Origin of the sequence: Undibacterium sp. GrIS 1.2, assembly GCF_040544435.1 — a bacterium.
In the GTDB taxonomy this organism is placed as follows: Bacteria; Pseudomonadota; Gammaproteobacteria; order Burkholderiales; family Burkholderiaceae_D; genus Undibacterium.
In genome coordinates this window covers 17,381-42,713 of the sequence record NZ_JBEONP010000030.1, presented here as the reverse complement: position 1 = coordinate 42,713, position 25,333 = coordinate 17,381, and the positions used below count along the sequence as shown (strand labels likewise).

Genomic DNA, 25,333 nt, shown 5'->3' with positions numbered 1-25,333 from the left:
TTCAATAGGGCGAAAAATCTTTTGGAGGCCACATAGTCTCCTCGATAAACGTACTACTCGGATCCGTCAGGTGTTTTGCGAATTGCAGATAAAAATCCCGATTTTTCTCTGCTACTTGTCGTTCAATTTCTGCAATCGATGCGATACATGGAATGACTTGTCCATAATAATCAGTTGCCGGGCCAATTTGCCGAAAATTAAAATGATAACGTTGTAGCAGCCGCATCAGACTCGGCTCCATCGCGGCCAGCAAATATTTAATGTCACGCTGTTTCGCATAAGAAAACATCACCCGGAACAATTCCATCAGCAAGTCAGAAATACCGAAATCGGTGAAGTCATTGCGTTGCTCGCCGATGCCTGTAGGCACGGTTAATCTGTCGGGGCGCATGGTAGAGCGTTTTTTTTTGCTGATTAAAAGGCGTGAGATTTCCGCAAACTCTAGCGGCGATGCATCTTTTGGCAAATCTTTGACCGCACAATGATCAAAAATAGGGAAATGCATATTTGTCGATCGTACTAAACGCAGGCTACCAACAATGTTTTCGCCGTGTGCAAAGGCGCCCAGATGAATTGCAGAGTCATCATATTCGTCTTGTTCTGTTTCAGAAGGATAATCTTTCGGATCAAGAAACAATTTTTCGATGCAATACACCTGGTAGCGCAAGGCAAATATTTTTTGCAGTTCGTCTCGTTTTTGTACTCGTTTTACATAAAACATCAAAAGCCTTTATCTACTGGTTTATGCGATCGTCTGTATTTAAATATTGTTATGTGGAAAATCGCTTTTTTTAAACGTTTTTTGCACCAAGATATGTGCAAGAAGTTTAACTATCATTGACAGTTTTTTAGAATGAACCAACGTAAGATACATTCTAGATATTAGTAATTATTTGATTATCTGAGTCAACATTGTCTTGTACTAGGAATTGCTTCCATTTTTTCGCTGATTCTTTTATTGAATCTCCCACTCTAGCAAGCTTCTTATTTATGTTTGATGCTTGATAGTTATTCCTTATAATTATTGCTTAATAACATCAATAAACCATTAAGCGGATAACGAGCTTCATTTCAGATGTGCCTGCCACACGTAATACTACGAATAGTAGTATGCATTGCTGAAATTTTATTCTTCTATCCGCAAAAAAAGACTGTATGCGACCACACGGAAACTTTACCACTTATATTGATGACCAAGTATTGGTGTCAGAGGTGCGTGGCCAATGGAATATTGAACTACTGGACGCGTGGTTTAACGCGATGATGCCCCATATTGAAGAAATTTCTGCAAAAGGGCTCTGGGGCACGGTAGGGATTATGCATGATTCTTTGCTGTGTTCTCGCGAAGCCTTAGAAACACTAGCATACAGAGCACAAATTGCAGTAGATAAGCGTCATTTGGTTTGCAGTGCGTTTGTGGCAAAACAAGATGTTGAAGGACGTAACTTTATCGAACCAGTGTATGAAAAATTCTACAAAGGCGTTTGCCCTATTCAATTTTTTGATAATTATGGGGATGCCAAGGCCTGGGTAGTTCAGCAATGTGCGGATGCTGCAAAGAAAGGTTTGCCCAGCTTGAAGATTGATGAAAAGATGTAATTTACTTAAGTAAGTCTGCTGCTTGCTGATGCATTGCAAGTTAGTAATAAAGACATGATTGATCAGGCACTACCAGTATTCGTTAGCACGCCGGAATAGCTCATTGAAAAATATGTCACCGCGTATTCATAAAATATTAGAATAAAAACATTCTGCAATTTATTCTAACTATCCTCCTTATTCGACACAAACCCTAAACCCCGTTAAACTTGTCAGCTTTTGTTTAATTTGGCCAATACCGTGTCCGACCTCAATTCTCCCGCCGATTCTGAAGCAATTCAGCCCTCTGTCACCGTTTCCAGTGATTTGATTAACCGCGAGGTTGAGCGTCGCCGTACTTTTGGCATTATTTCTCACCCAGACGCGGGTAAAACCACGCTGACCGAAAAACTTTTAATGTTTTCCGGCGCGATTCAGTTAGCGGGCACGGTCAAAGCACGTAAGAGTGGTCGCCATGCCACCTCGGACTGGATGGAGATTGAAAAACAGCGCGGAATTTCTGTTGCCTCCTCTGTGATGCAGTTTGAATATCGTGATCATGTCGTCAACTTGCTCGATACACCAGGTCACCAGGATTTTTCTGAAGATACTTATCGTGTATTAACGGCAGTTGATTCTGCCTTGATGGTGATTGACGCTGCTAAGGGTGTGGAGGAGCAAACGCTCAAGTTGCTGAATGTGTGTCGCATGCGGAACACGCCGATCATCACCTTCGTCAACAAGATGGATCGTGAGACCCGAGATCCTCTGGAATTGCTCGATGAGTTGGAATCGGTATTAAAAATCAAGTGTGCGCCGGTCACATGGCCAATCGGCATGGGTAAAACTTTCCGCGGTGTGTATCATATTTTGCGTGATGAAATTTTGCTCTTCACACCAGGTAGCGAGCGTGCCGATCAAGAATTTGAAGTCGTCAGCGGAATCAACAATCCTCGTCTGGCAGAAATGTTCCCACTAGAAATTGAACAGTTAAAAATGGAAGTGGAACTGGTGCACGGCGCCTCCCATCCGTTTAGTCTGGATGATTTTTTGGCAGGTGTTCAGACGCCGGTCTTCTTTGGTTCTGCAATCAACAACTTTGGTGTGCGCGAGATTCTCAATGCCTTGCTGGACTGGGCGCCAGCACCGCGTGAGCGTGATGCCAGCGTGCGTTCGGTAGCACCAAAAGAGGTGCCGTTCACTGGATTTATTTTTAAAATTCAAGCGAATATGGACCCCGCTCACCGTGACCGTATCGCCTTCTTGCGGGTCTGTTCTGGCCGCTTTGAGCGCGGCATGAAACTCAAGCATTTACGCTTGAACCGCGAGATCAAAGTGTCTTCGGTAGTAACCTTTATGGCGTCTTCCCGCGAGCAGGTGGAAGAAGCTTATGCAGGCGATATTATCGGTTTGCCGAATCACGGCAATATGCAAATTGGCGATAGTTTCTCTGAGGGCGAGTTGTTGCAATTCACGGGAATACCTTACTTTGCACCTGATTTTTTCCGCACAGCACGGATTCTGAATCCACTGAAAATCAAGCAATTGCAAAAGGGTTTGCAGCAGTTGGGTGAAGAGGGAGCAGTACAAGTATTTAAGCCCGTGGTCAGCAGCGATTTGGTATTGGGCGCGGTTGGAGTATTGCAGTTTGAAGTTGTAGCAAGCAGGCTTAAAAATGAATACGGTGTCGATGCCGTATTTGAAGGCACCAGCATCAGCAGTGCCCGGTGGATTACTTGCGATGATAAAAAAATGCTGGCTGATTTTGAACGCTCCAGCGCTGGCGGCAATATCGCTTTTGATGCAGCTGGCAATATGGCTTATCTGGCTACCTCCGGTGTGAATTTAAAGTTGACACAAGAACGTTGGCCTGGTGTGGTGTTCCATGCGACCCGTGAGCATGCCGCTAAGCTGGATTAAAATCCGAGGAAAATCAAACAAAACCGCTATTGAGAAATCACCGGCGGTTTTTTTATGAGGATTTAAATCGTGGCGCCAAAGATAAAGTCACCAGCGCAATCGCCAGCGGCAAAGTAGAAATAAATCCCAGATATTTGAATCCTGCTGCGCCGACTAATCCACCAATAAAAAATGCCGAGATCAGCATCGATTGTATTTTTAATTTTACGCGATTGGCGACGACTTCCGATTGACTGGGAATGGTTTTATTGCGGTTCCAGTAAATTAATTTACCCAATTCAATCCCTATATCTGTGACTAAACCTGTGACATGCGTGGTACGGATTTCTGCGTTAGAAATTTTAGTGATCAGCGCATTTTGTAATCCCATCACATAGCACAACAATACCGCGGTGAACGATACCGTGATCACTTCATGCTGGCGCAATGTCGTACCGACTAGACCAAATAGTAAAAGCAAACTGGCTTCTAAAAGTAATACCGGTGTGTAGATATAGTCCGGCGTATTGCGTTTGGCATAGTTGACGATGATTGCAGTGCTGGCCGATCCTGAGATAAACGCAGCAAGCATCAGCAATGCCGCAAATGCGGGTATCAGCCGGCCTAAAATAATGTCATCTGCAGCTGAGGAGACGATCCCCGTCATGTGCGAGGTATATTGCCCCACCGCCAAAAATCCACCGGCATTAAGCGCGCCAGCATTACATGCTAAAGCAACACCCAGATGCAAATTGGCTTGCGCCGTGCGTTGGGGTGAGGTTAGTTGAGCGAGATAACTAAGTGGCATAGCGGCAATCGATGCAGATGTGAGCAAGTCCCTGAGATATTTAGGAAGATGATTCAGTGTAGCGGACGAAACGGAATACCAGCAAGCTGATACGCTGATACCGTCGCAAATCAAAGTAATTTCAGGACTTATGCAAAACCGCATCCGCTGTGTTGTAGCGCTGATCCGTACAAGTTGTCACTCGATCTGACAGGATGTATCAGATCGTGAATGTCACGGTTGTGCCCTTAGGCGCTGGTCAAATGATTTTCTTGAGCGTTTGCATAGGTACGAACGCTGACATACGAACAGATCCAGTAGACATAAGCTTACTCAATGCGTAAGCTATTGCACTTATCACGAATGCAATTTTTAACGTGGATAAGCTACTTTGGTTGTTTGAAACTGAGTTCGGAAGTGGGACGTTAGGTGTCCATGGAAGCTGCCTGCCTTTCCTGGTTATTTAGTGCTGTATATATGTACCGCATATAGCGGAAAGCGTTACAGAGCAGGAGTTACGGACGGGTTGGCTTGCAAGGATGCCCGGACAAGCCGCCAGGTTAGGCGGAATTTTTTTCACTCTATTTGAAGTTAGGCGTCAAAAATGCGCTTTCACACTTTCCTCGTCACTGGGGTAGAAGTCTTGCAGCTCGGCGGTCAGCATTGGGAAAGCAATGCATGGCCTCTAGAGCATTGGCACCAACACAAGGGTCGATTTCGTCTCTTTACCATTGCAATCGATGAGCAAGTCTCCAAAGCGCTAGAGTCCAAGAATTACGGAGGCTCGGTCGAGGGCATTGTTGTCGCTCTTGAGGTCGCCGCCTTCGGTCAGTGGCCAGAGATGACGTTTACAAAAAACGACACGCCCCCTTCGTTCAAGCCTAAACATCGCGACCTCTGGTGTTATGCCAAGCTCGACTGGACGACAATTCAGAACCTAACGCTCAAGCAGCAGTTCAAGGCATATACCAATGCTGTGCTTGAAGCAATCGATCGAATGAGCGATGCCAAGCGCAAGCCTAAAGGCTTCCTCGTGCACGAGTGCACAAGCGATCTGCGCGGTATTCTGGGTAGCATGAAGGCATCAACACTCACAAGGGCGGCGCATGCAGCCAGCAACGCCTAACCCTGCATCAAGCGGACTGGCCTTCGGCCAGCCAGTTAATTCAAACGTTAGGTGCTTATGAACCATCGAGAACGTGTAAAGCAGTACGAGGAATACATGGTGGCGCAAGGAGTGGCAAGAAACAATGCCGTGCCTAAGCTGTGGCGTTGGATGTGGTCCATTGGGATTGAGTGTCCGCCACCACCATTTATTAGTTTCATTGTCTTGGGGCTTATCAGCGGTACATGTCTCGCCATAATCCCGCCGATGTTGTGGCTCTATTCCACACTTCGTCATCCGGCTAGGCATCACTTGTCAGCGGTAGAGGTTTTTTGGTTCATGGCGGGTTGCTTTGCGGTCGGCTCGTTGGTCGGTCCGTTTTACTATCGACACATCGCACGCAAATATGGTCTCGTTTGCTGGTCAAGCTTTCGCGGCAAGCGTCAAGATTCGTAGGGACATCTATGAGGCTTCAAGTACTTAACGATTCAATCGAGAGGACAGCGCCCTGCAAGCGGGGCGCCGCCTCTCATCTCAAACCTTAAAACATTATCGCCAGTGTCTCCTTTCAGTGGCGGATTCAACCAGACGTACGTTCGATGATCGCTAGCGACCGTAATGTAGCGATTTCAGACGCTCATTATCTGACACGCTATGTTCGGTTGGATTGCAACTACGACAGCTTATCCGTATAAAGTAATCTCATCGTCACGATGCCTTGCAGAGATAATTTTAATAAATCCTAAATTTAATCGTTTTCAGGAGATTGTTATGACCATCAAATTAATTCGCGGCCAGACCCGCGATATTGGCTTCCCAGTGAAGCGTTTGCTGCCGGATGCAACGATAAGACGCATCGGACCGTTTGTATTTTTTGATCATATGGGGCCGGCGTTCTTCACTCCAGGTGGGCACGCTGGTGACGTCAGACCCCATCCGCACATTGGTCTGGCAACGGTGACCTACCTGTTTAGCGGCGCAATGATGCACAGAGATAGTCTGGGTAGTGTGCAGCGGATTGTGCCTGGAGATATTAACTGGATGACTGCGGGACGTGGGATAGTGCATTCAGAACGTATGCCTGAGGATATCCGTGAACAAGGCATCGCAGTACAGGGTTTGCAGATGTGGGTGGCTTTGCCGGAAAAAGATGAAGAGATTGCGCCAGCCTTCCATCATTATCCGGCGGATGAATTGCCAAGGATTGAATTGACTGGGGTGCGGCTGCATGTCTTGGCAGGTCGGGTGTTTGACCAGACTTCGCCAGTGGTTTGTCATAGCCCCACTTTATATGTGGCCGCATGGCTGGAGCTGGGCGCTATGCTGGATATTCCGGCGACAGCAGCGGCTTACGCGGAGCGTGGCCTATACGTGATCAGTGGCGGCGTGGTTGTGAATGGGCAGCCTATAGAGGCGGGCACACTGCTTGTGCTAGAAGCTAGCGAGGACATTGTGATCAAGGCCGGTGCCGATAGTATTTTGATGCTGTTGGGCGGTGACGCCTTGGAGAAAGCGCCCAGCTTGTGGTGGAATTTTGTGTCCACTTCTAAGGAGCGTTTAGAGGCCGCGAAACTAGCATGGGCTAATCAGGACGCAAGCCTGTTCCCGCCGGTGCCGGGTGAGTCGGAATGGATACCCTTGCCTGATCATTAGCGCTATAACAGCGTGCCTGACATTGCGATAACGGCTATGCGATGGCGATATGAATGTGGTTAAAAGGGTAGTGAGGCGATGATTAAACACATCTATTTAGCGTGAGAATGGATCTTTTTGTTATCGTCAATTTAATATACTCCCATTAGGTATATATGGAGTGTCCATTTATTAATTGGACGATACGGCATATTTAGTAAAATAAATGGGGAGTATATTAAATTTGCCAAATTTTTACGTAGATAACTGCTTATTCACAATCTCTCGCCATGTTGTTTATTCAGGCCGATGATAAAGGGAGCACCTGATTGTTTTTTCAATTGTCAGCTAACTGAATTACTCAACAAAGCTCACCGGTACGCATGTCGTTTCTGCGTGCCTTTAGCAGTAATCTTGCTGTTGCTCTAACAACCGCAGCCCTCAGAGCAACAGCTTTAAGAACCATCGCTTGCAGGCGAGCCGCCTAAGCTGACGCGGCTCTTTCATGGTTCAATCGTCGCAGCAAACCATTGGTGGTACGCGGCCATCCGATTGGGCCAAACCAAGCGCCGCCAGCAATCGCAGTCGCATTGACTACCCCATAAATCACCAGCGCAACAGCTTGCGCCAAAAATACACCAGCCAAGCCGCCGCTATGATGCATTGCCATCCAGCCACCGATACCAGCAACTGACAGGCGGACAATATTACCTAGCAACGGCCACATCAAACGCCCAGCTCCTTGCGAGCAAAAATACAGCGTCAGACCCAGTCCGAAGAAGCCATACATTGGACCGACAATATGCAGATATTGAGAGCCAGCCTCCAGCATCGCCGGGTCGCTGTTAAAAATACTCAGCCACGCGTGCGGGAAAAATGCGGCCCATAAACCAATCAGTTCTGTGACCACAAACGCCATGCCAGCGCCAATCCAGCTTGCCCGCAAAGCTCGCTCATGCTGACCTGCGCCTATGCAGGTGCCGACCATGGTGACTAGCGGGCCGCCCAAGCCAAATACCAGCGGTACCAATAAATATTCTAGCCTTGATGCAGTGCCATAACCGGCAATCGCTGCAGTACCAAAGCTGCCCACAAATGCCGTCGCAATACCAATGGTGACATTGGTCGCAACCGTAGATACCGCGCCGATCAATCCCACTTTTAAAATGTCGCCAAACAATTTTTTCTGGAATGTGAAGTTGACCAGAGTTGGGCGTAATAAGCTTTTGCTGGATCGCAAGTAAATAAAAAATACGATACAACCGATAAAATAATATGCCACCAAGGCCATCGCACCGCCGGCAATACCCATAGGCGGGATAGGTCCCCAGCCAAAAATCAGCAAGGGTGACAAAGGAATCAATACCACTGTTCCCACGCAAGTCACCATCGCCGGAAAAGCCATATTGCCGGTACCCCGGATAATCGCCGCGAAGCAGTTAAATAACCAGATCAGCACCGCACCTGAGAACACCCAGCTGGAATAAGTGAGTGCAGCATCTAGCGAGCCGCCATTGCCGCCCATCTGGCTATACAGCCAATGTCCGCCAGTCAGCACAATCAGCGTAAACGTCAATCCAAATCCAAGCGCAATCAGCATTGCATGCAACACCAATGCATCGGCATCAGCACGCCGCCGAGCGCCCAGTGCCCGCGCAATCGCAGATGCAATCCCGCCTCCTACTGCGCCGCCCGACATCATTTGCATCAACATCACAACAGGGAAGGTCAGCGCCATACCTGCCAGCGCATCGGTGCCTAATTTGCCGACGAAATAAGTTTCGATCAAGCCCACTGCGGCTTGTGCTGCCATCACCAAAACATTCGGTGCGCCTAGCCCCAATAAGGTCGATAAAATCGGTGCTTCCAGCAACAGCTTGGTGCGTGCATCCATTGATGTATCAGGTATGGCGGTTGTCGCTACTAGCTTTATCGTATCTGGAGTAGCGCTCATTTGAGCGCTTATGTTAGTGCTGGGAGCGGTTTGCATACGATCTTTCAATATGGGTTTGCAGCATGGTTTTACTAATTAACTCGGATTAACTTCTTGATCAATTCAGTAATCAGTTTCAAGATTATTAATCTGCATTTTGATGTGCAAAAAATCCGCGTACTGCCGCCAGCAATTCATCTGACAAAGGATCGCCCTTGGTCGCTCTTGCCAGCGTCATTGCGCCGACCACGGCTGCCATTGCCACCAGTGCTTGCTCACGCTGAGTCTGCGCGCCTGCACCCGCCATGGTTTCAAGCGCTTTTGCCATATTTTTAATGCCGCTCAGATAGGCGTCGCGCACTGGTTTATCCGGCGTTTCGCGCATCACATCCGTCGCAAATGCCAATGCCGGGCAACCTTGGCCGGCATTATCTCTATGGCGCGAGGTCAGATAATGGTCGGCATAGTTTTTTAAACTGGCGGCACCGTCCACGCCTGAGCCTGCTTGTTTTGTGCGTTTTTCCCGGCTCTGTGCTGCTTTTGTAAAGGCGTGTTCACAGGCGACAGCGGCGAGTTCGTCCTTTGAGGCGAAGTGGCCATAAAACCCGCCATGCGTCAGCCCTGCTGCCGACATCAAATCCGCCACGCTGACACCAGCAATACCTTGCTCGCGGAATAAACGAGCCGAAACATCTTCAATCGTCGCACGATTGGATTCCATTTGTTCGCGTGATACCCGTGGCATTACCTACTCCCGATTTGGTCAATAAATACATCATAGATGATAATCGTCATAAATAAAATAGATTATTATTATCATCTATAAAAATTTAAAAATAACTTATTTCTAGGCGTGTTAGACGGTTGGCGGTGTTTATCTTGCTCAGGAACAGCAAGGGTATTTCAATACTGAGAGAGAATTGGGTACAGTTGTTGCAGGACTGTTTTATTAGCTGTAAATCACTCACTAGTTTTTAATGAGCAAACATGGTCGAAACTAGAGTGAATAAATAACTGCTAGCGAACGACCTGTATGGATGAGGTTTCCCGGCGTCAGTATTCTCAACCTATGAATAGCATCACGCTGAGTCCGATCATAGAAATTGCGATCGCCGTATCCAGTAAGCGCCATGCAATTGCTTTGCTGAAGAGTGGAGCTAGTTTGCGTGCGCCGAACCCCAGCGCAAAGAACCAGGCGAAACTGGCCATTGAGCCGCCAAGTCCAAAAATCCATCGACCCGTGCCTTGGCGCTGATTGGCTAGCGAGCCTAGAAGAATCACTGTATCCAGATAAACATGTGGATTGAGAAAAGTGAAGCTTAGACAAGTCGCTATGGCGGTGCCCAGGGATGCGCCAATCTCGGCGTTAACCACTAGGTGATTTGACTGGAGTGCTCGCTTTCCCGCAGCGATACCATATGCTGCTAAAAATATCGCTCCGCCATATCGTGCGAAAGTTAGTACAGCAGGATTCGATTGAATCAGTAGTCCCAGACCTGCAACCCCAGCTATGATCAGCAATGCGTCGGCGCAGGAGCACACCAGAACGACCGGAACAATATGCTCATTCCGTATACCTTGTCGTAAGACAAAAGAATTCTGAGCCCCGATGGCGAGGATGAGGGTTGCTCCCGATAGAAATCCAGAGAGAAAATCAGAGATCATATAAACCTAGCGCAATCAATAGAGTAATAAAGGGATAGCGCAGATTATTCAGCTAGAATCATTAAGTAAAGCTAAATATTTTTAATCTACATTAGAAAAAATGAATATCAAAGTCGATAATGCCCAGCTGTCTGCATTTGCTGCCGTACTGAATGAGGGAACCTTTGAGCTTGCTGCCCGGAAGTTAAACCTGACACCTTCAGCAATTAGTCAGCGAATCAAGTTGCTTGAGGATCGTTTGGGGCAAATCCTGATCCAGCGCACAACGCCCTGCCAGCCTACGGCAGCAGGGCGTATATTTTTGCGATATGCAGAGCAGGTGGCTTTGCTGGAATCAGAAATGTTTTCTGGTTTATCTGTGCAAACAGAAGATGCTTCTGTTGCCGTAAGAATTCCGATTGTCTTAAATGCCGATTCGTTGGATAGCTGGTTTAGTTCAGTATTTCAGGCGGTCGCACTTGATGGTTCGATGATGTTGGATGTCAGAACCGAGGACCAAGACTACTCAATGGCTCTTTTGCGCGAAGGTAGCGTAATGGCTGGAGTGAGTGCCAGCGCAGATGCAATCCAAGGATGTAAAGTTGAACCGTTGGGCATCATGCGTTATCTGGCAGTTGCTACACCGGAGTTCAAGACACGCTATTTCCCAAAGGGCGTTAATGCAAAAGCGCTTGAGCTTGCCCCTATGTTGAAGTTCAATCAAAAGGATGCCTTGCAAGATGTTTTTATATCACGGTTCACGACAAATTTAATCCGACCTCGCATACACATGATTCCATCTACCCGCTCATTTTTTCAGGCGGCGTGCGCAGGTCTTGGCTGGGGCATGATGCCAGAGCACATTGTTGAGTCAGCTTTGCAGCGAGGGGAGCTGATCCATATCGCGAAGAGGTATCCGCTAGATATTTCTTTGTATTGGCATCGCTGGAGAATTAGTTCAACTTATCTGGATTGTATTTCCTCGATGGTTCACGAGGCAGCGCAAAAGACCTTGCGCTAATCATTCAAAAGTAATTTCTTTTTAGTCGCGCGTGAAAAATACGTGTTCGCCAGCTAAGAAAAATCATTCAGTTCTGCCATCCATAACGCCGCGTCTATGTGACGGAATATGCGCCGCAGGATCGTCTTTGGAAAATACATAATGTTGAAACAAGGCACCCCAGGCGGCTCTTTGATCTGGCGGTAGTTGTTTTAAATTCGTCAGACAATGCACCAGACATTCAAAGGGCGTACTTGGCGTTTGTTCAGTGCGGATCGGGCCACCCCACCAATAGTTGATCAAGACATTGAGCTTGCTCAGCGACTCCACATGATGCCACCACAAAGTTGGGATATAGATTGCATCACCAGGCTCCAGTTCTGCAACGAAAGCATGTTCCAGTGCTTGTTTGAACCGGGGGAATTGCTGAAAATCCGGCTGTTTGAACGACACCAGACTAATCGGTGAGTTGGTTGGTGCAAAGTCTAAAGGGCCAATATACAAGTTGGCCACCTGATCTGGTGGGAAGATCGTAAAGCGTCGCTTACCACTGACAACACAGGCAATATTGTAGGAAGTGTCAATATGAGCAGGTGTCGTCACCTTGTTACCAAGCCAGATTCGGGGAGCGATTTGCTCACTCATGAATGGCAAAACATTGTCCACCAAAAAGCCGGGCAGACATTCAGCGATCAATGCACTTTGTATCGCTACGGAAGGTGCCTGATCAAACTGGCTGTAGCGCATTATTTGATCTAACACCGCCGAGATTGATAATTTATTCCGTAAAAAATTAAAACCATCCAACGCCTCATTATAAAAAATACGGCCGTCCTCTTGGGGCGGTGTCAGTATTACATCGACGGCCGTACCGTTATCCAGATTTTTTAAATAACGATAAGTAGCCTCTACCGACGCTTGCTGTGCTGAGGGCCAATGTTTAACAAATCCGCGTAAGACGCAGGGCTGGCGCGTACCAATCACATCGCGCAAAAAAGTCGTTTCATCCAGTTGATGAAATTCTCTCAGTGGCTTCAATTCAAGGTTTGACATGAGTTGTATTCTTTAAAAGTAGCGATGTACTTTGATTTGGCTTCTCAAATTCATACTGGCGAAGCGGGTGGTGGTGGTGGTCGGGTTGCTACCTTGTTTTGATTCAAAAAATCACGAATGAGACTGAGTGTACTTCATCGTTAGATAAGACATTAATACCAATTATATATCCAGTCCTGAATATTATTTTATGCCTCATTCGCTAATTTGATTGCGATGGGTTTGATTTCCTTTATTGATTGCTCAAAAAAATAGATGGTTCCTGTCTATGACAATGGACAAATTTTGTATCGATTTTTAAGCCTGGTGTTCAAGCGAAAACGCCCAAGAAAAGCCCCCGTCAGAAAAAATTTCTCTGCAATATCGTTTATCTGATAAATGATTAAGCTTATTTGTTTGTTGTAAAAACTAATCAGTCCACTTTTATAAAAAACATATTTGAATTAAATAATTATTGATTTAAATCAATGGCTTGTAATGTTTGTTTAATTCTTCTTATTAGTACCAATATGAGTATCGGTAATACCACGTAGATACCGCTTGACAGCCACTTTTACGCTAACTACAGTGAGCCCACTGCTTCCTATTTCAGGCGAAAATCAAAGTATCAGTCGCCCCAAAGATAAAAAGCATGAGAGTGATCTTGCTAGAGATTTTTTATCTTACTCAATCAGATTCAGTTTTTATTTAACCACGGTCTGCGCATTTGAAACGCCATGGCCTGATTGAGTAAGTAAAGACCTTGTGTCGTTTTATAGAGTTAGTTTTAAATTGTGGCATTTAAGTGGTTTTGTATGTTTGACTTGGTAAGTTGCAGTATCGCGGGTGGTATCGAAACGCTCTTCTGTATAGAAAAAAATATCTCGCAGCAGGGCATCAAATTGTTTTGATTGATAAATCTTGGGGGAGTAAATGAAAAGTAATCTGACACTTAAGTTAGCACCTAAATCAACGCCTAAACTGACGCCAATCGCGTCCGGTGTTGCAGTGCTAATCATGACAGTCGCAATGTCAGCACAAGCGCAGCAAGCCGATCCGGCAGCACAAGAAGTGGTGGTTACGGGTATTCGCGCTGCTGCACAACAGTCTTTAAATCAAAAACGTAATGCGGATTCACATCTGGATGTGATCACTGCCGAAGATATCGGCAAAATGCCAGATAAAAACGTCGCTGACTCATTGCAGCGTTTGCCTGGTGTTACAACAAGTTCTGCTAGTGGTAACGAAGGTGGCTTTGATGAAAACGATCGCGTCAGTATGCGCGGCACCAACCCAAGTTTGACTCAGACCTTAATCAACGGCCACAACATGGCGGCAGGTGACTGGTTTGTCCTGAACCAAAGTGGTCCTGGTGTCGGACGTAGTGTCAGCTATACCTTGTTGCCATCTGAGTTGGTTAGCCGTGTTGAAGTCCATAAGTCATCTGAGGCCAGTTTAGTTGAGGGGGGTGTTGCTGGCTCCGTCGATATCATTACCCGTAAGCCGCTGGATTTTAAAAAGCAATTTACTGCTGAAGCGACTATCGGTGCGGTGTATGCCGATCTGCCTAAGAAGACCGATCCACAAATCAGCGCGTTGCTGAACTGGAAGAATGATGCCAATACGTTTGGTGTCATGATCCAAGCCTTCTCTGAAAAGCGTAGCCTGCGCCGTGATGGCCAAGAGATTTTGGGTTACGAAAAAATTGCACCTAACAGCAAAGTTGCCCTGTCTAATCCTGATTTGGCTGGAGTGTATTACCCAGGATTAATGGGTTCTGCATTATTTGAACAAGTACGTAAGCGTCAGGGTGGTTTGATTGATTTGCAATTCAAACCAAGCAATGATTTTACGATCGATGTTAATGCCTTCAGTTCGACGATGGATGCTGCTAACTATAATCGTAACTATATGATGTGGGGCACCCACTTCATCAATGGCGGTGCAGGACAAGCGCCTGATCCTGGTTATGTTGTGAGCACGACCAACGGCGTAAAAACTCTGACCAATGCTAACTTCACTGGTGTCGCTGGTACGCAATACGGCATCTACGATCAGATTTCCCGTCCTGATGCTGGTTCTGATACTAATTTTGTCAGCGTTGAAGCAAGCTGGCGTGTCAATTCGTCCTTCAAGTTAAATGGTCAGTTGGGAACTTCCAGCGGTACAGGAAAAACCTTGACACAAGACGTGGCTGAGTGGGATACCGGCAAAGGTAGTGGTGCTTCCTGGGGCTTGAACGGCATTGGCAGCGCCGCCAACTGGAATCTGGGTACGACTAATAATTCCAGCAATGCCAATACTGGTTTGGATTGGATTTTCGGCGATCAGCAAGTCAGCGTTAAAGATAAAGAAACTTGGGCTAAGCTAGACGGTGAGTATGCGATTAATCAAGGTGTATTTACCAACCTGAAATTCGGTGTACGTGCTACTGAACATAAGCGCAACAATGATTTTGTGAATAATCAACGTCCGGTTTTGGATGGCTCTGCATTCAACAATTTACCTGCTGGCGGAACAGTTTCATATCCAGGTAATTTTGGTAGTGGTCTTGGTGGTAGTTTTCCAACAAACGTCTGGTCCTATACCGCTGGTCAGTTAGCGGCTTATGACGCGCAATACGCCTTGCGTCCGACCGATGGCTCTCGTGAAAATTGGGCATCTGAGTTCGCGCTTAAAGAAAACACCAGTGCCGCGTATATCCAAAGCAATCTGGAAGGTCAAGGCTGGAGCGGTAACTTTGGTATCCGTTTTGTACAAACTAAAGAAAGCGTGACCTTACCATTTGCTGCCACTGCTACGACGCCTGGTGCGATCACAACATCCCTGTTTGGTCCATTCATCCGTCAGCAATTCGATAATACCTATAACGATATTTTACCAAGTGGGAATTTACGTCTTGATGTCACCAAAGATCTGGTTGCCCGTTTTGCTGTATCGAAGACGATGACTCGCCCAGACTACGGCGCACTGGCAAGTGCGATCAGCCTGAGTCCGCCAGCAGTTGCCGGTGGTGTAGGTAGCGGTAGTGGCGCTAATCCTGATCTGAAACCGATTCGCTCGAATAACTTTGACGCGTCCTTAGAATGGTATTTTGCACCGCGTTCTTTGTTATCCGCAGGGTTGTTCTATATGGATTTGACTAGCTATGTCGGGATAGGACAAGTCTCTAAGAGCTATATGACGTACAGCGCTCAGACACCACAAGGTGCGATGGTGCCGTATATTTTATCAGTTCCAACCAATACCAGCGCCAAGGTGAAAGGTATCGAGTTAGCGTATGAGCAGCCAGTCGGTAAGAACTTTGGTTTCTCCACTAACTACACTTATGCTGATGCCAAAGATGCTGATTCAAAAGACGTCGTGGGTGCCTCCAAAAATACTTACAATCTGAGTGGTTACTACGAAGATGATAAGTTTAATGCGCGTCTGTCCTATAGTTATCGGTCTAGTTTCTACAGTGGCTTAGATCGTCAGACTGCATTCTCGCAGGCGGCAACTGGAGCAGTGTCAGCATCCTTTGGTTATAAGATTAATGAGAATTTTGGTATCACTTTAGATGCACAAAATCTGAATAATCCAACGCTAAAATATTATGCCTTAAATGAAGATCAGCCACGTTCTGTGTACCAAAGTGGTCGTCAGTTCTACCTGACTTTGCACGCAAAAATGTAATATGAGTGACTGAGATGTTTGATATCGATGCTAATGTTGGTGCTGATTTCAAACCCCTCAAATTATCGGTGACGGGGCATATGCTCCGTCACCTTTTTCTTAGCGAAAGTAATCTGGTCGAAGCTGTCATCCGATCACTTGATTGAGATAGATATGATCAATATCGGTGCCATTAGTGACCCCATCGTTCTGCACAATAAAAGAAATAATGATTCGCTAGTACAAAAGATTTTTAAATACCACTTAAATACCTATTGACAACCACTATATAAAAGCTCTAGGATGTCTTATTGCACTGCAAAAAGCAGAATTAACAGTAAGAACTTAGTGAAAACCAATAAAAATTCTATGGGCGAGAAAGTGATTGATCAATACCAATACCTGATAGGCGTCGATGGCGGCGGCACCGGAACCCGAGTGCGTCTGGTGCAGGTTGGCGGTACTGAAGTCGGTCAGGGCAGTGCGGGACCATCTGGTTTGATGCATGGTATTGAGTCAGCCTGGCAATCGATTCTTGCTGCTACCAGAAAAGCGTTTTTTGATGCAGGGTTGGCGATGCCACCCTTACGAGAAATTGCCGCAGGTTGTGGCTTGGCGGGTATTCATAACAAGCAATGGGCAACAGAATTCTATGTAAAAAATCCGGGCTTTGGTTCCTTGGCGATCGGAACTGATGCCGAGACAACTTTGTTAGGCGCACATCAAGGCGCGGCTGGTGCGATTATTGCATTAGGCACAGGCAGTGCAGGCGAGGTGATGTTAGTGGATGGCATCCGTCGTGAAGTTGGAGGGTGGGGGTTTCCATCCAGCGATGAAGCCAGCGGCGCTTGGTTGGGTTTAAGAGCCATCAATCATATTCAGCATGTACTGGATGGACGCAGTCCAGAGGATGCGTTTTCTGCAGCATTGTTGCAAGCGTGTGCGGGCCCTGATGCTCTTACTGAAGCTGAAAATGAGACTGAACATAAAGCGAACAGAAGTAACACTGAGAGTCGTGATCTCATATTCAACTGGTTAGCCAAGGCAAATCAAACAAACTATGCCCAACTGGCACCGGTCGTGATTGCGCATGCACCCACGACGACCAGTGCTGGTAGCATTATGCTGGCTGCGGGTAGCGAAGTCGCTAAAATGGCGTCCGCATTAGATCCGTCGGGATTGTTGCCGATTGCTTTGTGCGGTGGCTTGGCAGAACCGATGCTGCCTTACTTGCCTTTAGATTTATTGCCTCGCATCGTAAAGCCAAAATCGGACTCAGCAGCGGGTGCATTGATTTTGATTCAACGTCAGATCAATTTTTAATACAGAACATGCAGTAAAAATTTAATCGCAAATTCATGAGTAATTTGTAAAAACGCTTCACTAGGAAAAAACTATGCAAGCGCAATTAAGTGATTTCAAACCAGATAGCGAAAGCTCTACGCCCTTGTATCTGCAACTGGCGAACAAATTAGCAACAGGCATCCATAGCGGCATCTGGCAGCCAGACGAGGCATTGCCATCAGAGCGCTTATTGTCCGAGGTATTAGAGATTTCTCGCGTCACTGCGCGCAAAGCCATTGATATGTTGTGCGAGCGTGGGCTGCTCACCCGCAAGCATGGCTCTGGCACGTATATCACCCCAAAATTAGAGCAACCTTTATCCCGTCTGACTAACTTTAGTGAAGAGCTGCGCCAACGTGGTTTTGCACCAGGTTCGCAATGGATTTCACGCGAAACCGGTATCGCCGCACCGGAAGAGATTTTGTCATTAGGTTTGTCGCCCAACACTGTGGTATCGCGGCTAAAGCGCTTGCGCACTGCTGATAATGTAGTGATGGCGATAGAGAGCACGACCATACCGGCGATCTATTTACCCAATCCTAAATTAGTCACCGACAGTTTGTATGGTTATCTGGAGTCGCATAACGTCACGCCGACCCGCGCCTTGCAACATATCCGTGCTGTCAACGCGACGGCCGAGCAAGCCAAGCTGGCAGGCATTAAACAAGGTGCGGCAATGCTCTACATTACCCGCGTTGGTTACTTGCCGACCGGTGCTGCGGTAGAACTGACGCACTCGTTTTGTCGCAGTGATTATTATGATTTTGTTGCGGAGCTGTTCAGATGAGTGGAACTTTGCAAGGCAATGTCCTGACTTCTTCCGGTTGGGTTAGCGGCTCTATCGATTTTGCAGAACGCGTGACGGCAATCCTTGGTGCGACCATTGATCCAGCACAAAATCAGCAAGTATATATTTTGCCCGGCTTTGTCGATCTGCATGTGCATGGCGCTGGCGGTAAAGACACGATGGAAGCAGGTGATGCTGCCGAGGTCATTGCACGCATGCACGCACAGCACGGCACGACCAGTTTGCTGGCAACTACCATGACCGCGCCCATGGCTGATCTGGAGGCAGCTCTGCACGCTTTAAAGCCAGTATGCGAAACCAGAACCAAAGGCGCAGCACGCGTACTTGGCGTCCATCTGGAAGGCCCGTATATCAATCCGGGCAAGCTCGGTGCTCAACCAGATTTTGCAAGGATTGCCTCGCTGGAACAGGTTAAGCATTTACACGATATTGCACCGATCAAACTGATCACAGTTGCACCAGAAATGGAAGGTCATTTACAACTGGTACGTGAGCTGACCGATATGGGTATGGTGGTGCAGCTCGGTCATACACTGGGCACGTATGAAGAGGGTGTCGCCGCTTTAGAAAATGGTGCCAAGGGTTTTACGCACTTGTATAACGCGATGTCGCGCCTTGATCATCGCGCGCCTGGCATGGTCGGCGCAGCACTCGCGCATGCACAATTTTCTGAAATTATTCCCGATCTGATGCATGTTCATCCCGGTGCGATCAAGGCGGCAATGCGGGCGATTCCGCATCTGTATTGTGTGACCGATTCTACCGCTGCGTCTGGTATGCCAGATGGTCAGTACATGCTCGGCCGTCAGGTGGTACATAAATGTCTGGGCGGTGTGCGGCTAGAAGACGGCACGCTAGCAGGTAGCACCTTGACGATGGATCAAGCCTTGCGCAATCTGGTCAGCATCGGTCTCGATATTGCGGACGCGTCTAAGCGTGTTTCCACTTATGCCGCCGATTATCTCGGCTTATCTGATCGTGGTCGTTTGCAAGTGGATAGTTATGCCGACATCGTCGTGCTTGACCGCAAGCTCAACCTGATTGCTGTGTATGTAGAAGGAGAAAAGATTGACCTCGCAAATGCTTAAGGAAGCCTGCTCGTCCGCCGAGTTTGTGGCGCATCAACTGACGCAGGACAAAGGCCGTTATATCGCGCTGGGAAAACATCTCAGAGATCATCCGCCGTCATCGGTATTGACGGTGGCACGTGGTAGTTCTGACCATGCCGCTAATTACGCAGCCTACCTGATCATGTCGCGCCTGGGTCGCATCGTTGCCTCTTTGCCGATGTCATTAGTGACATTGAATAAGTCACCGTTGCATGCCCGCGATGCGCTGGCGATTGCAATCTCGCAGTCGGGACAAAGCCCGGATGTAATTGAGCCGATTCGTTATTTTCGTGAGGGCGGCGCCTCCACGGTGGCATTAGTCAACGATGCGACATCGCCATTAGCGCAGAGCGCCGAATGGACTTTGCCTTTGCATGCAGGGCCAGAATTGAGTGTCGCAGCAACCAAGAGTTTTATTACCTCACTGGTTGCCGGTGCGCGTGTTGCAGGCAATTGGCAAAACGATGCGGAATTTTTGAGCGCGATTGAGTCTCTGCCAGAAGCCTTAGAGGCGGCTACCCGTTGCGACTGGTCTAATGCTTTAGACGTGTTAACCCCAGCGTCGCGCATCATGACCGTCGGGCGCGGTATCAGCTTCCCAGTCGCATTAGAATCGGCGCTTAAGTTTAAAGAAACCTCAGTCATACAGGCAGAAGCATTTAGTGGTGCAGAGATCAAACATGGCCCGATGGCCTTGATTGATGATGGCTATCCTCTGCTGATTTTTGCAACCCGCGGTCCTACCCAAGCAGGCTTAATTGCGCTGGCAGAAGAGATGCGTGGCCGTGGCGCTAATGTGTTGCTGGCAGCACCAATCGACGTAAAAGAACGTAACCTGACATTGCCTACCGCAGCCACACCAGACCTTGATCCCATCGTGGCGATTCAGGCGTTTTATGTCATGGCAGCGCACTTGTCGATCGCCCGCGGATTAGATCCTGACAAGCCACGGCATTTAAGTAAAGTGACCAAGACGAATTGAAATCGCACGAGGAAAAACACTAGTGCGCATTTGGTAACGAAAGAGCATAGCGCTTTTTTTAAAACTGTTTATAAATATACTCCTAGTTAGTATATTTACATTGTCCATAGAAAACCTGGACAATCAGCGATATTTTACAAAAAAATAGGGGAGTATTTCTTTGTCAGGCAGAATGTGGCGTTTAGTGATGGGGCAGCGAGCTAGCAAAATCCTTGCAAGGCTAGCGGTATCCATGCGGCGCGCCATATTCCTATTCTCGTTCGCGGTAACGGTCTCTGTGCTTGCTATGACTAGCGTAAACGCTACAGAAAAAATCGAATTCTGGACCATGAGCTTAAAGCCGAAGTTCATTCCGTATTTTCAAACGCTGGTTAAAACGTATGAAGCGCAACATCCCGGTGTCAAGGTCGAGTGGGTAGATTTCCCCTGGGATATTTTGCAACTGAAACTCATCACCTCGATTGCAGCAGGCACACCGCCTTCACTAGTCAATCTCAGCGTGCCGTGGGCAGAAGAATTTGCGCGTGATGGTTTTATCGAACCGGTTGACGGTCTGATGAAGAACAAAACGGTCTACACCAAAGGCGCGCTCGATGATCTGACCTTTCGCGGCAAGCTCTACGGTTTTCCACATTACAGCAACGTCAATGTGATTGCCTACAACCGTAAAATTCTGAGTGCTGCTGGGATCACGCAAGCACCGAAAAATATGGACGAGCTGCTCGCCTATGCACGCCAGATTGCAGCCAAAACTGGTAAGGCTGGCTATGCGCCTGCGCTAGGCAAGATCGATGGTTTTTTAATGCAGCAAGGTCTGCCGCTGATCAAAGATGGCAAGGCTGTTTTTAATTCGCCCGCCCATATCGCCTTGATCAAAAAGCTCGCTGACACCTATAAGGTGAACGGTTTTTTGAAGGATAAATTGTTTGCCGAAGACAATTTCCCCGCCGTGGTGGATGCTTATCTGGGCGGTCGCTTAGGCATGATGGTCAGCGCGCCAACTGCCTTAAAACGTATTCAGGCCGACTCTGCCGAAATCTATGCGAATACCGCGATTTTCCCTGCGCCTGTTGGTCCTACGGGTATTGCCGACGGTGGTTGGATGTTTAACTTTGCTGTACCAAAAGGCGTCAATCCCCGATCGCTTCCCGCGATTGCTGAGTTTGCCCAATTTCTGACGAACGACGAGAATCAATTAGCCTTTGCTAAGATTGCCAAAGTCATGCCGACCACAGTCAAAGCACTTGCTAATCCTTACTTTGCACAGATGCCGGATCATGCGGGCGCAGCAGAAGTTGCGCAGACCGTTGCTGCTGGTTCTATGCAGTATTCACGCAGTTTGTATGTGGATGGCATTACTGATTACGATGAGTTGCGGCGGTTTCTGGTGCAGGCAGTAGAGGCGGGAATGACGGGCAAAAAAGAGATCAAGCTGGCACTTGATGAGGCAGTGGCGATCTGGAATAAAAAGCTGGCTGCTGACGTTAATGCACAAATCCATGCCGGGATGATGGCGAAGGAGGATCACTGATTATGTCCGCCTTTCGACGACATAATGTGATTGCCTATGTATTCCTCGCACCGGCTTTATTGTTGCTCGCGTTGTTCTCGTTCTGGCCAGTGTTATATGGCTCCTATCTGAGCTTTACCGATTTCAGTTTAGTCCGCGCTACGCATTGGGTGGGTTGGGATAATTATCGCTATATTTTTGGAAATGCGATGTTTGTCAACGGTCTTAAAAATTCCCTGCTATTTTTATTGATCGTCCCGTTTATTCAGGTCGGTGCGATCTTACTGGCGTCGCTGGTCAATACCCAATTGCCAGCGATACGCTGGTTCCGTGCGGCTTATTATGTGCCGGTGGTGACCACGGTTGCGGTAGTCGGGATTATGTGGGGATTTATGTTCCATGATCAGGGCGCCTTGAATTATGCACTCCTGAAACTGCATGCCATTAATCAACCACTGGGCTGGTTATCGGATGATAGTCTGGCGATTTTCTCGATTATGTTTGTCTCGCTCTGGCGCGGACTGGGCTGGTATATGGTGATGTATCTGGCGGCGCTGCAATCCATCCCGGCCGAGATGCAAGAAGCCGCCATGTTAGACGGTGCAAATCTATGGCAACGGTTTTGGAAGATCACCGTACCTATGCTATTTCCAACCATCATGGTCTGTACCATCATGTCCGTTTTAGCTGCGCTGAAGGCATATCAGGAGGTCGATGTTCTGACTCAGGGCGGCCCGATGAATTCAACTTTCACCGCGCTCTACTATGCCTACGATCAGGGTTTAAAACATCTGAAATTGCCACGCGGTCTTGCCGCCAGTTTTGTGATGTCATTATCTTGTATTGCCATTGCACTGGCTTGTCTGCGCTATCTGAAGCCGAGGCACAGGTGATGTCCTATTCCGTTGAGCGTCTGTTTAAAATTGTTGTGCAATATACGGTGCTAATCGCATTGGCGGTGTTATGCGTATTCCCGTTCTGGTGGACGCTGGTAGTGGCGGTATCGACTGAGGGCAATATTTTTGAATTCCCGCCCAGCTTTATGCCACAAGCGGTATCAATCGACAATTTTATTGAAGTATTCCGCGTCATCCCGATGAACGCGTTTTATAAAAATTCCTTGCTGATTACCGTAGCAACCGTATGCTGGAAACTACTACTGTGCTCGCTGGCAGCCTATCCTTTGTCACGCATGCGCTTCAGCGGTAGCAAGCTGGTGTTTGGGCTGATATTGGCAACCATGATTTTGCCGTCAGAAGTGAATTTTTTGGTGAACTTTATCACTCTGACCAAGATAGGCTTGGTCAATACTTATACCGGTGTGATCTTGCCGAATGTGGTGACCGCGGTATCGATACTGCTGTTGAAACAAGCCTTCGATGAAGTACCACAAGACCTGATTGATGCCGCACGGGTTGATGGTGCACCGGAGTGGATTATTTTCTGGAAAATCGTGTTGCCATTGATCTCGCCATGGTTAGCAACGGTCGGTATTTTGACTGCGGTGGAAGCCTGGAATGACTATATCTGGCCTTCTATCGTAATTAGTAAGCCCGATGATTTTCCTTTGTCGGCAGGTGTGCTGTATCTGCGTGGTACTTACGGCAGCAGTACACGGGTGATTGCTGCGGGCACTATTTTGACGATCGCGCCGATACTCGTCGCCTTTTTATTTACCCAGCGCTTTTTTATGCGCGGCATGGATGGAGCAGTGAAATGACAAACATAATGACAAACGCAGCGGCAAAAAAAATCGCAGGTCAATTGATCATGATACGCATGCCCGGTACCTCGCTTGATGCAGAGATGGCGCAATTTTTACGTGACAATCATATCCGCGCAGTTTGCCTGTTTCGCCAAAATATGGTGGATGCGCAGCAGCTGTCTAAGTTCACGTCGGATTTACGAGACGTCATGGGGCCGGATGCCTTGATCGGCATTGATCAAGAGGGCGGAGCGGTCGTGCGAGCGACCTGGGTGCCGCAGCCGCCCGCTGCGATGTCTTTGGGAGCTAGCGATGACCCAGCGCTATGTCGCGCGGTAGGTGCGGCGGTTGCGCGTGGCGTGAAGTCTCTCGGTTTTAACTGGAATTTCGCTCCGGTGCTCGACCTCAATAATAACGTTGATAATCCCGTCATCTCTGAACGCTCATTTGGCTCTGATCCGCAGAAGGCTAGTCGTTTAGCAATGGCATGGATGGAAGGCAGTTTGTCCGAGGGCGTCGCGTGCTGCGTTAAACATTTCCCCGGGCATGGTGACACCAATGTCGATTCGCACCGTGATTTGCCGACGGTCGATAAGTCTCGTGCAGAACTGGATGCACTGGAGTTTGCACCTTTTCGTGTGGCTAAAGACGCCGCGCCAGCCATGATGACGGCACACATTGTTTACCCTGCATTAGATGCCGATTATCCCGCCACGATGTCGAAAAAAATCCTGACTGGCATTTTGCGAGATGAATGGAATTATCAGGGCGTCGTTATCACCGATGGCATGGACATGCACGCAATTGCCGGTCGCTATGGCGCGGGCAAAGCCGCCGTCCTTGCTTTGGATGCGGGGGCTGATCTGGTGATGGCATTAGGCACCAGAGAAACTCAGATCGAGACACTGGCAGCCTTGACCGACGCCATACAAAGCGAGCAGATCGACGCAGCTGGGTTGCAGCAACGGCTGGCGCGCATCACCAAACTGACGCAACAGTATCCATGTCAGCAAACGGGGTTTCAAATCGCCTATCAAACCGAAGCACACGATTTGCAATTAATGGCAGAGGGATGGAAGCGTGGATTGACGCCTTACCACAGCCCCAAAGCTCCTTCACCCGGCAATAAAGTCCGTTTAGTGATCAGCGCTAATGTGGTCAGCGACGGCGTCTCGGAAGCGGGTATCCGCTCCGAAAAAGTCAGCGCGATGCTGAGTGAAATTTATGATGTTGAAACCGTAGAATTTGATCGGGCGAACGAATTTGACTGGAGCGCATTGCCCGATGATGGTCGCTTTACGATACTCGCCTCCACAATCCGTTTGCGTTACAGCGAAAAAATTCGCCGGGAATGGAAGCCGGATTTACATCTGGTGTTATGGAACCCGTTTCAATCGTTGGACATCCAATCGCCTGCGCTGATTACCTATGGTTTTGCTACGCCAGCGATAGCCGCTGTTGCGGCTTGGTTACGTGGAGATATTGTTGCTGAAGGTAAGTTGCCTGTAGCTGGTTTTGATGTTTGAGAAATTTGGTGGCGGGAGTGGTGCGCATGGCGCACTCTACTTATCTCATCAGAGCTTCTAGAGACTCTTTAGGCTTTTGATGTAT

General features: G+C 47.9%; 21 protein-coding genes. 15 read left to right on the top strand and 6 right to left on the bottom strand.

What is annotated here, in order from left to right; genetic code table 11:
- Nucleotide 1: 1 nt before the first annotated feature.
- Nucleotides 2-721 carry a PEP-CTERM/exosortase system-associated acyltransferase gene (locus tag AAKU61_RS13925; protein ID WP_354333130.1) on the bottom strand — a complete coding sequence of 240 codons (720 nt, stop codon included), beginning with the start codon at nt 719-721 and terminating at the stop codon, nt 2-4.
- Nucleotides 722-1,155: 434 nt separating this feature from the next.
- Between AAKU61_RS13925 and AAKU61_RS13920 the strand changes: the two genes are divergently transcribed.
- Both AAKU61_RS13920 and AAKU61_RS13915 read left to right on the top strand, forming a co-directional pair.
- The gene (locus tag AAKU61_RS13920; protein ID WP_354333128.1) at nt 1,156-1,599 is read left to right on the top strand and encodes a hypothetical protein; all 444 of its coding nucleotides are present in this window, start codon (nt 1,156-1,158) and stop codon (nt 1,597-1,599) included.
- Nucleotides 1,600-1,875: 276 nt separating this feature from the next.
- Complete coding sequence (locus AAKU61_RS13915) at nt 1,876-3,498, top strand: peptide chain release factor 3 (RefSeq protein WP_322121615.1); 1,623 nt, start codon at nt 1,876-1,878, stop codon at nt 3,496-3,498.
- A 52-nt stretch (nt 3,499-3,550) separates the two neighbouring features.
- Here AAKU61_RS13915 and AAKU61_RS13910 read toward each other — a convergent pair whose 3' ends face one another.
- On the bottom strand, nt 3,551-4,285 hold the full coding sequence (locus tag AAKU61_RS13910) for a YoaK family protein (RefSeq protein WP_354333163.1): 735 nt from the start codon (nt 4,283-4,285) through the stop codon (nt 3,551-3,553).
- A 583-nt stretch (nt 4,286-4,868) separates the two neighbouring features.
- On the opposite strand from AAKU61_RS13910, the gene AAKU61_RS13905 reads away from it, so the two are divergent.
- The 3 genes from AAKU61_RS13905 to AAKU61_RS13895 all read left to right on the top strand — a co-directional run bounded on the left by AAKU61_RS13905 (nt 4,869) and on the right by AAKU61_RS13895 (nt 7,022).
- Entirely contained in the window at nt 4,869-5,390 is a 522-nt protein-coding gene (locus tag AAKU61_RS13905) for a hypothetical protein (protein WP_354333127.1), read from the top strand.
- A 57-nt stretch (nt 5,391-5,447) separates the two neighbouring features.
- Entirely contained in the window at nt 5,448-5,825 is a 378-nt protein-coding gene (locus tag AAKU61_RS13900) for a DUF6404 family protein (protein ID WP_354333125.1), read from the top strand.
- A 315-nt stretch (nt 5,826-6,140) separates the two neighbouring features.
- Nucleotides 6,141-7,022 carry a pirin family protein gene (locus AAKU61_RS13895; protein ID WP_354333123.1) on the top strand — a complete coding sequence of 294 codons (882 nt, stop codon included), beginning with the start codon at nt 6,141-6,143 and terminating at the stop codon, nt 7,020-7,022.
- Nucleotides 7,023-7,485: 463 nt separating this feature from the next.
- On the opposite strand, the gene AAKU61_RS13890 is transcribed toward AAKU61_RS13895, so the two are convergent.
- The 3 genes from AAKU61_RS13890 to AAKU61_RS13880 all read right to left on the bottom strand — a co-directional run bounded on the left by AAKU61_RS13890 (nt 7,486) and on the right by AAKU61_RS13880 (nt 10,599).
- Nucleotides 7,486-8,895, bottom strand: coding sequence for an MATE family efflux transporter (locus AAKU61_RS13890; protein WP_503012616.1), 1,410 nt, complete (start codon nt 8,893-8,895; stop codon nt 7,486-7,488).
- A gap of 184 nt (nt 8,896-9,079) precedes the next feature.
- Entirely contained in the window at nt 9,080-9,679 is a 600-nt protein-coding gene (locus tag AAKU61_RS13885) for a TetR/AcrR family transcriptional regulator (protein WP_354333119.1), read from the bottom strand.
- 317 nt (nt 9,680-9,996) lie between these two features.
- Nucleotides 9,997-10,599 carry a LysE/ArgO family amino acid transporter gene (locus tag AAKU61_RS13880; RefSeq protein WP_354333117.1) on the bottom strand — a complete coding sequence of 201 codons (603 nt, stop codon included), beginning with the start codon at nt 10,597-10,599 and terminating at the stop codon, nt 9,997-9,999.
- Between the two features lie 100 nt (nt 10,600-10,699).
- Between AAKU61_RS13880 and AAKU61_RS13875 the strand changes: the two genes are divergently transcribed.
- The gene (locus tag AAKU61_RS13875) at nt 10,700-11,599 is read left to right on the top strand and encodes a LysR family transcriptional regulator ArgP (protein ID WP_354333116.1); all 900 of its coding nucleotides are present in this window, start codon (nt 10,700-10,702) and stop codon (nt 11,597-11,599) included.
- Nucleotides 11,600-11,662: 63 nt separating this feature from the next.
- Here AAKU61_RS13875 and AAKU61_RS13870 read toward each other — a convergent pair whose 3' ends face one another.
- A complete protein-coding gene (locus tag AAKU61_RS13870) occupies nt 11,663-12,631 on the bottom strand; it encodes a cupin-like domain-containing protein (RefSeq protein WP_354333114.1) in 969 nt (322 codons plus the stop codon).
- 912 nt (nt 12,632-13,543) lie between these two features.
- Between AAKU61_RS13870 and AAKU61_RS13865 the strand changes: the two genes are divergently transcribed.
- From AAKU61_RS13865 to AAKU61_RS13825, 9 genes are all read left to right on the top strand, one after another.
- Nucleotides 13,544-16,285, top strand: coding sequence for a TonB-dependent receptor (locus tag AAKU61_RS13865; RefSeq protein ID WP_354333112.1), 2,742 nt, complete (start codon nt 13,544-13,546; stop codon nt 16,283-16,285).
- 327 nt (nt 16,286-16,612) lie between these two features.
- The gene (locus tag AAKU61_RS13860) at nt 16,613-17,587 is read left to right on the top strand and encodes a glucosamine kinase nucleotide-binding domain-containing protein (RefSeq protein ID WP_354333110.1); all 975 of its coding nucleotides are present in this window, start codon (nt 16,613-16,615) and stop codon (nt 17,585-17,587) included.
- 73 nt (nt 17,588-17,660) lie between these two features.
- Complete coding sequence (locus tag AAKU61_RS13855) at nt 17,661-18,395, top strand: GntR family transcriptional regulator (protein ID WP_322119549.1); 735 nt, start codon at nt 17,661-17,663, stop codon at nt 18,393-18,395.
- The gene (nagA, locus tag AAKU61_RS13850; protein ID WP_354333108.1) at nt 18,392-19,504 is read left to right on the top strand and encodes an N-acetylglucosamine-6-phosphate deacetylase; all 1,113 of its coding nucleotides are present in this window, start codon (nt 18,392-18,394) and stop codon (nt 19,502-19,504) included. The genes AAKU61_RS13855 and nagA overlap by 4 nt, the downstream gene beginning before the upstream one ends.
- Nucleotides 19,497-20,507: an SIS domain-containing protein gene (locus AAKU61_RS13845; RefSeq protein WP_354333161.1), complete on the top strand. Its 1,011-nt coding sequence runs from the start codon at nt 19,497-19,499 to the stop codon at nt 20,505-20,507. Before nagA ends, AAKU61_RS13845 begins: the two co-directional genes overlap by 8 nt.
- A 286-nt stretch (nt 20,508-20,793) precedes the next feature.
- A complete protein-coding gene (locus AAKU61_RS13840; RefSeq protein ID WP_354333106.1) occupies nt 20,794-22,038 on the top strand; it encodes an ABC transporter substrate-binding protein in 1,245 nt (414 codons plus the stop codon).
- 2 nt (nt 22,039-22,040) lie between these two features.
- A complete protein-coding gene (locus tag AAKU61_RS13835; protein ID WP_354333104.1) occupies nt 22,041-22,910 on the top strand; it encodes a carbohydrate ABC transporter permease in 870 nt (289 codons plus the stop codon).
- Nucleotides 22,910-23,737, top strand: coding sequence for a carbohydrate ABC transporter permease (locus AAKU61_RS13830; protein WP_354333103.1), 828 nt, complete (start codon nt 22,910-22,912; stop codon nt 23,735-23,737). Before AAKU61_RS13835 ends, AAKU61_RS13830 begins: the two co-directional genes overlap by 1 nt.
- Nucleotides 23,734-25,248, top strand: coding sequence for a glycoside hydrolase family 3 protein (locus AAKU61_RS13825; RefSeq protein ID WP_354333101.1), 1,515 nt, complete (start codon nt 23,734-23,736; stop codon nt 25,246-25,248). Before AAKU61_RS13830 ends, AAKU61_RS13825 begins: the two co-directional genes overlap by 4 nt.
- Nucleotides 25,249-25,333 lie beyond the last annotated feature (85 nt).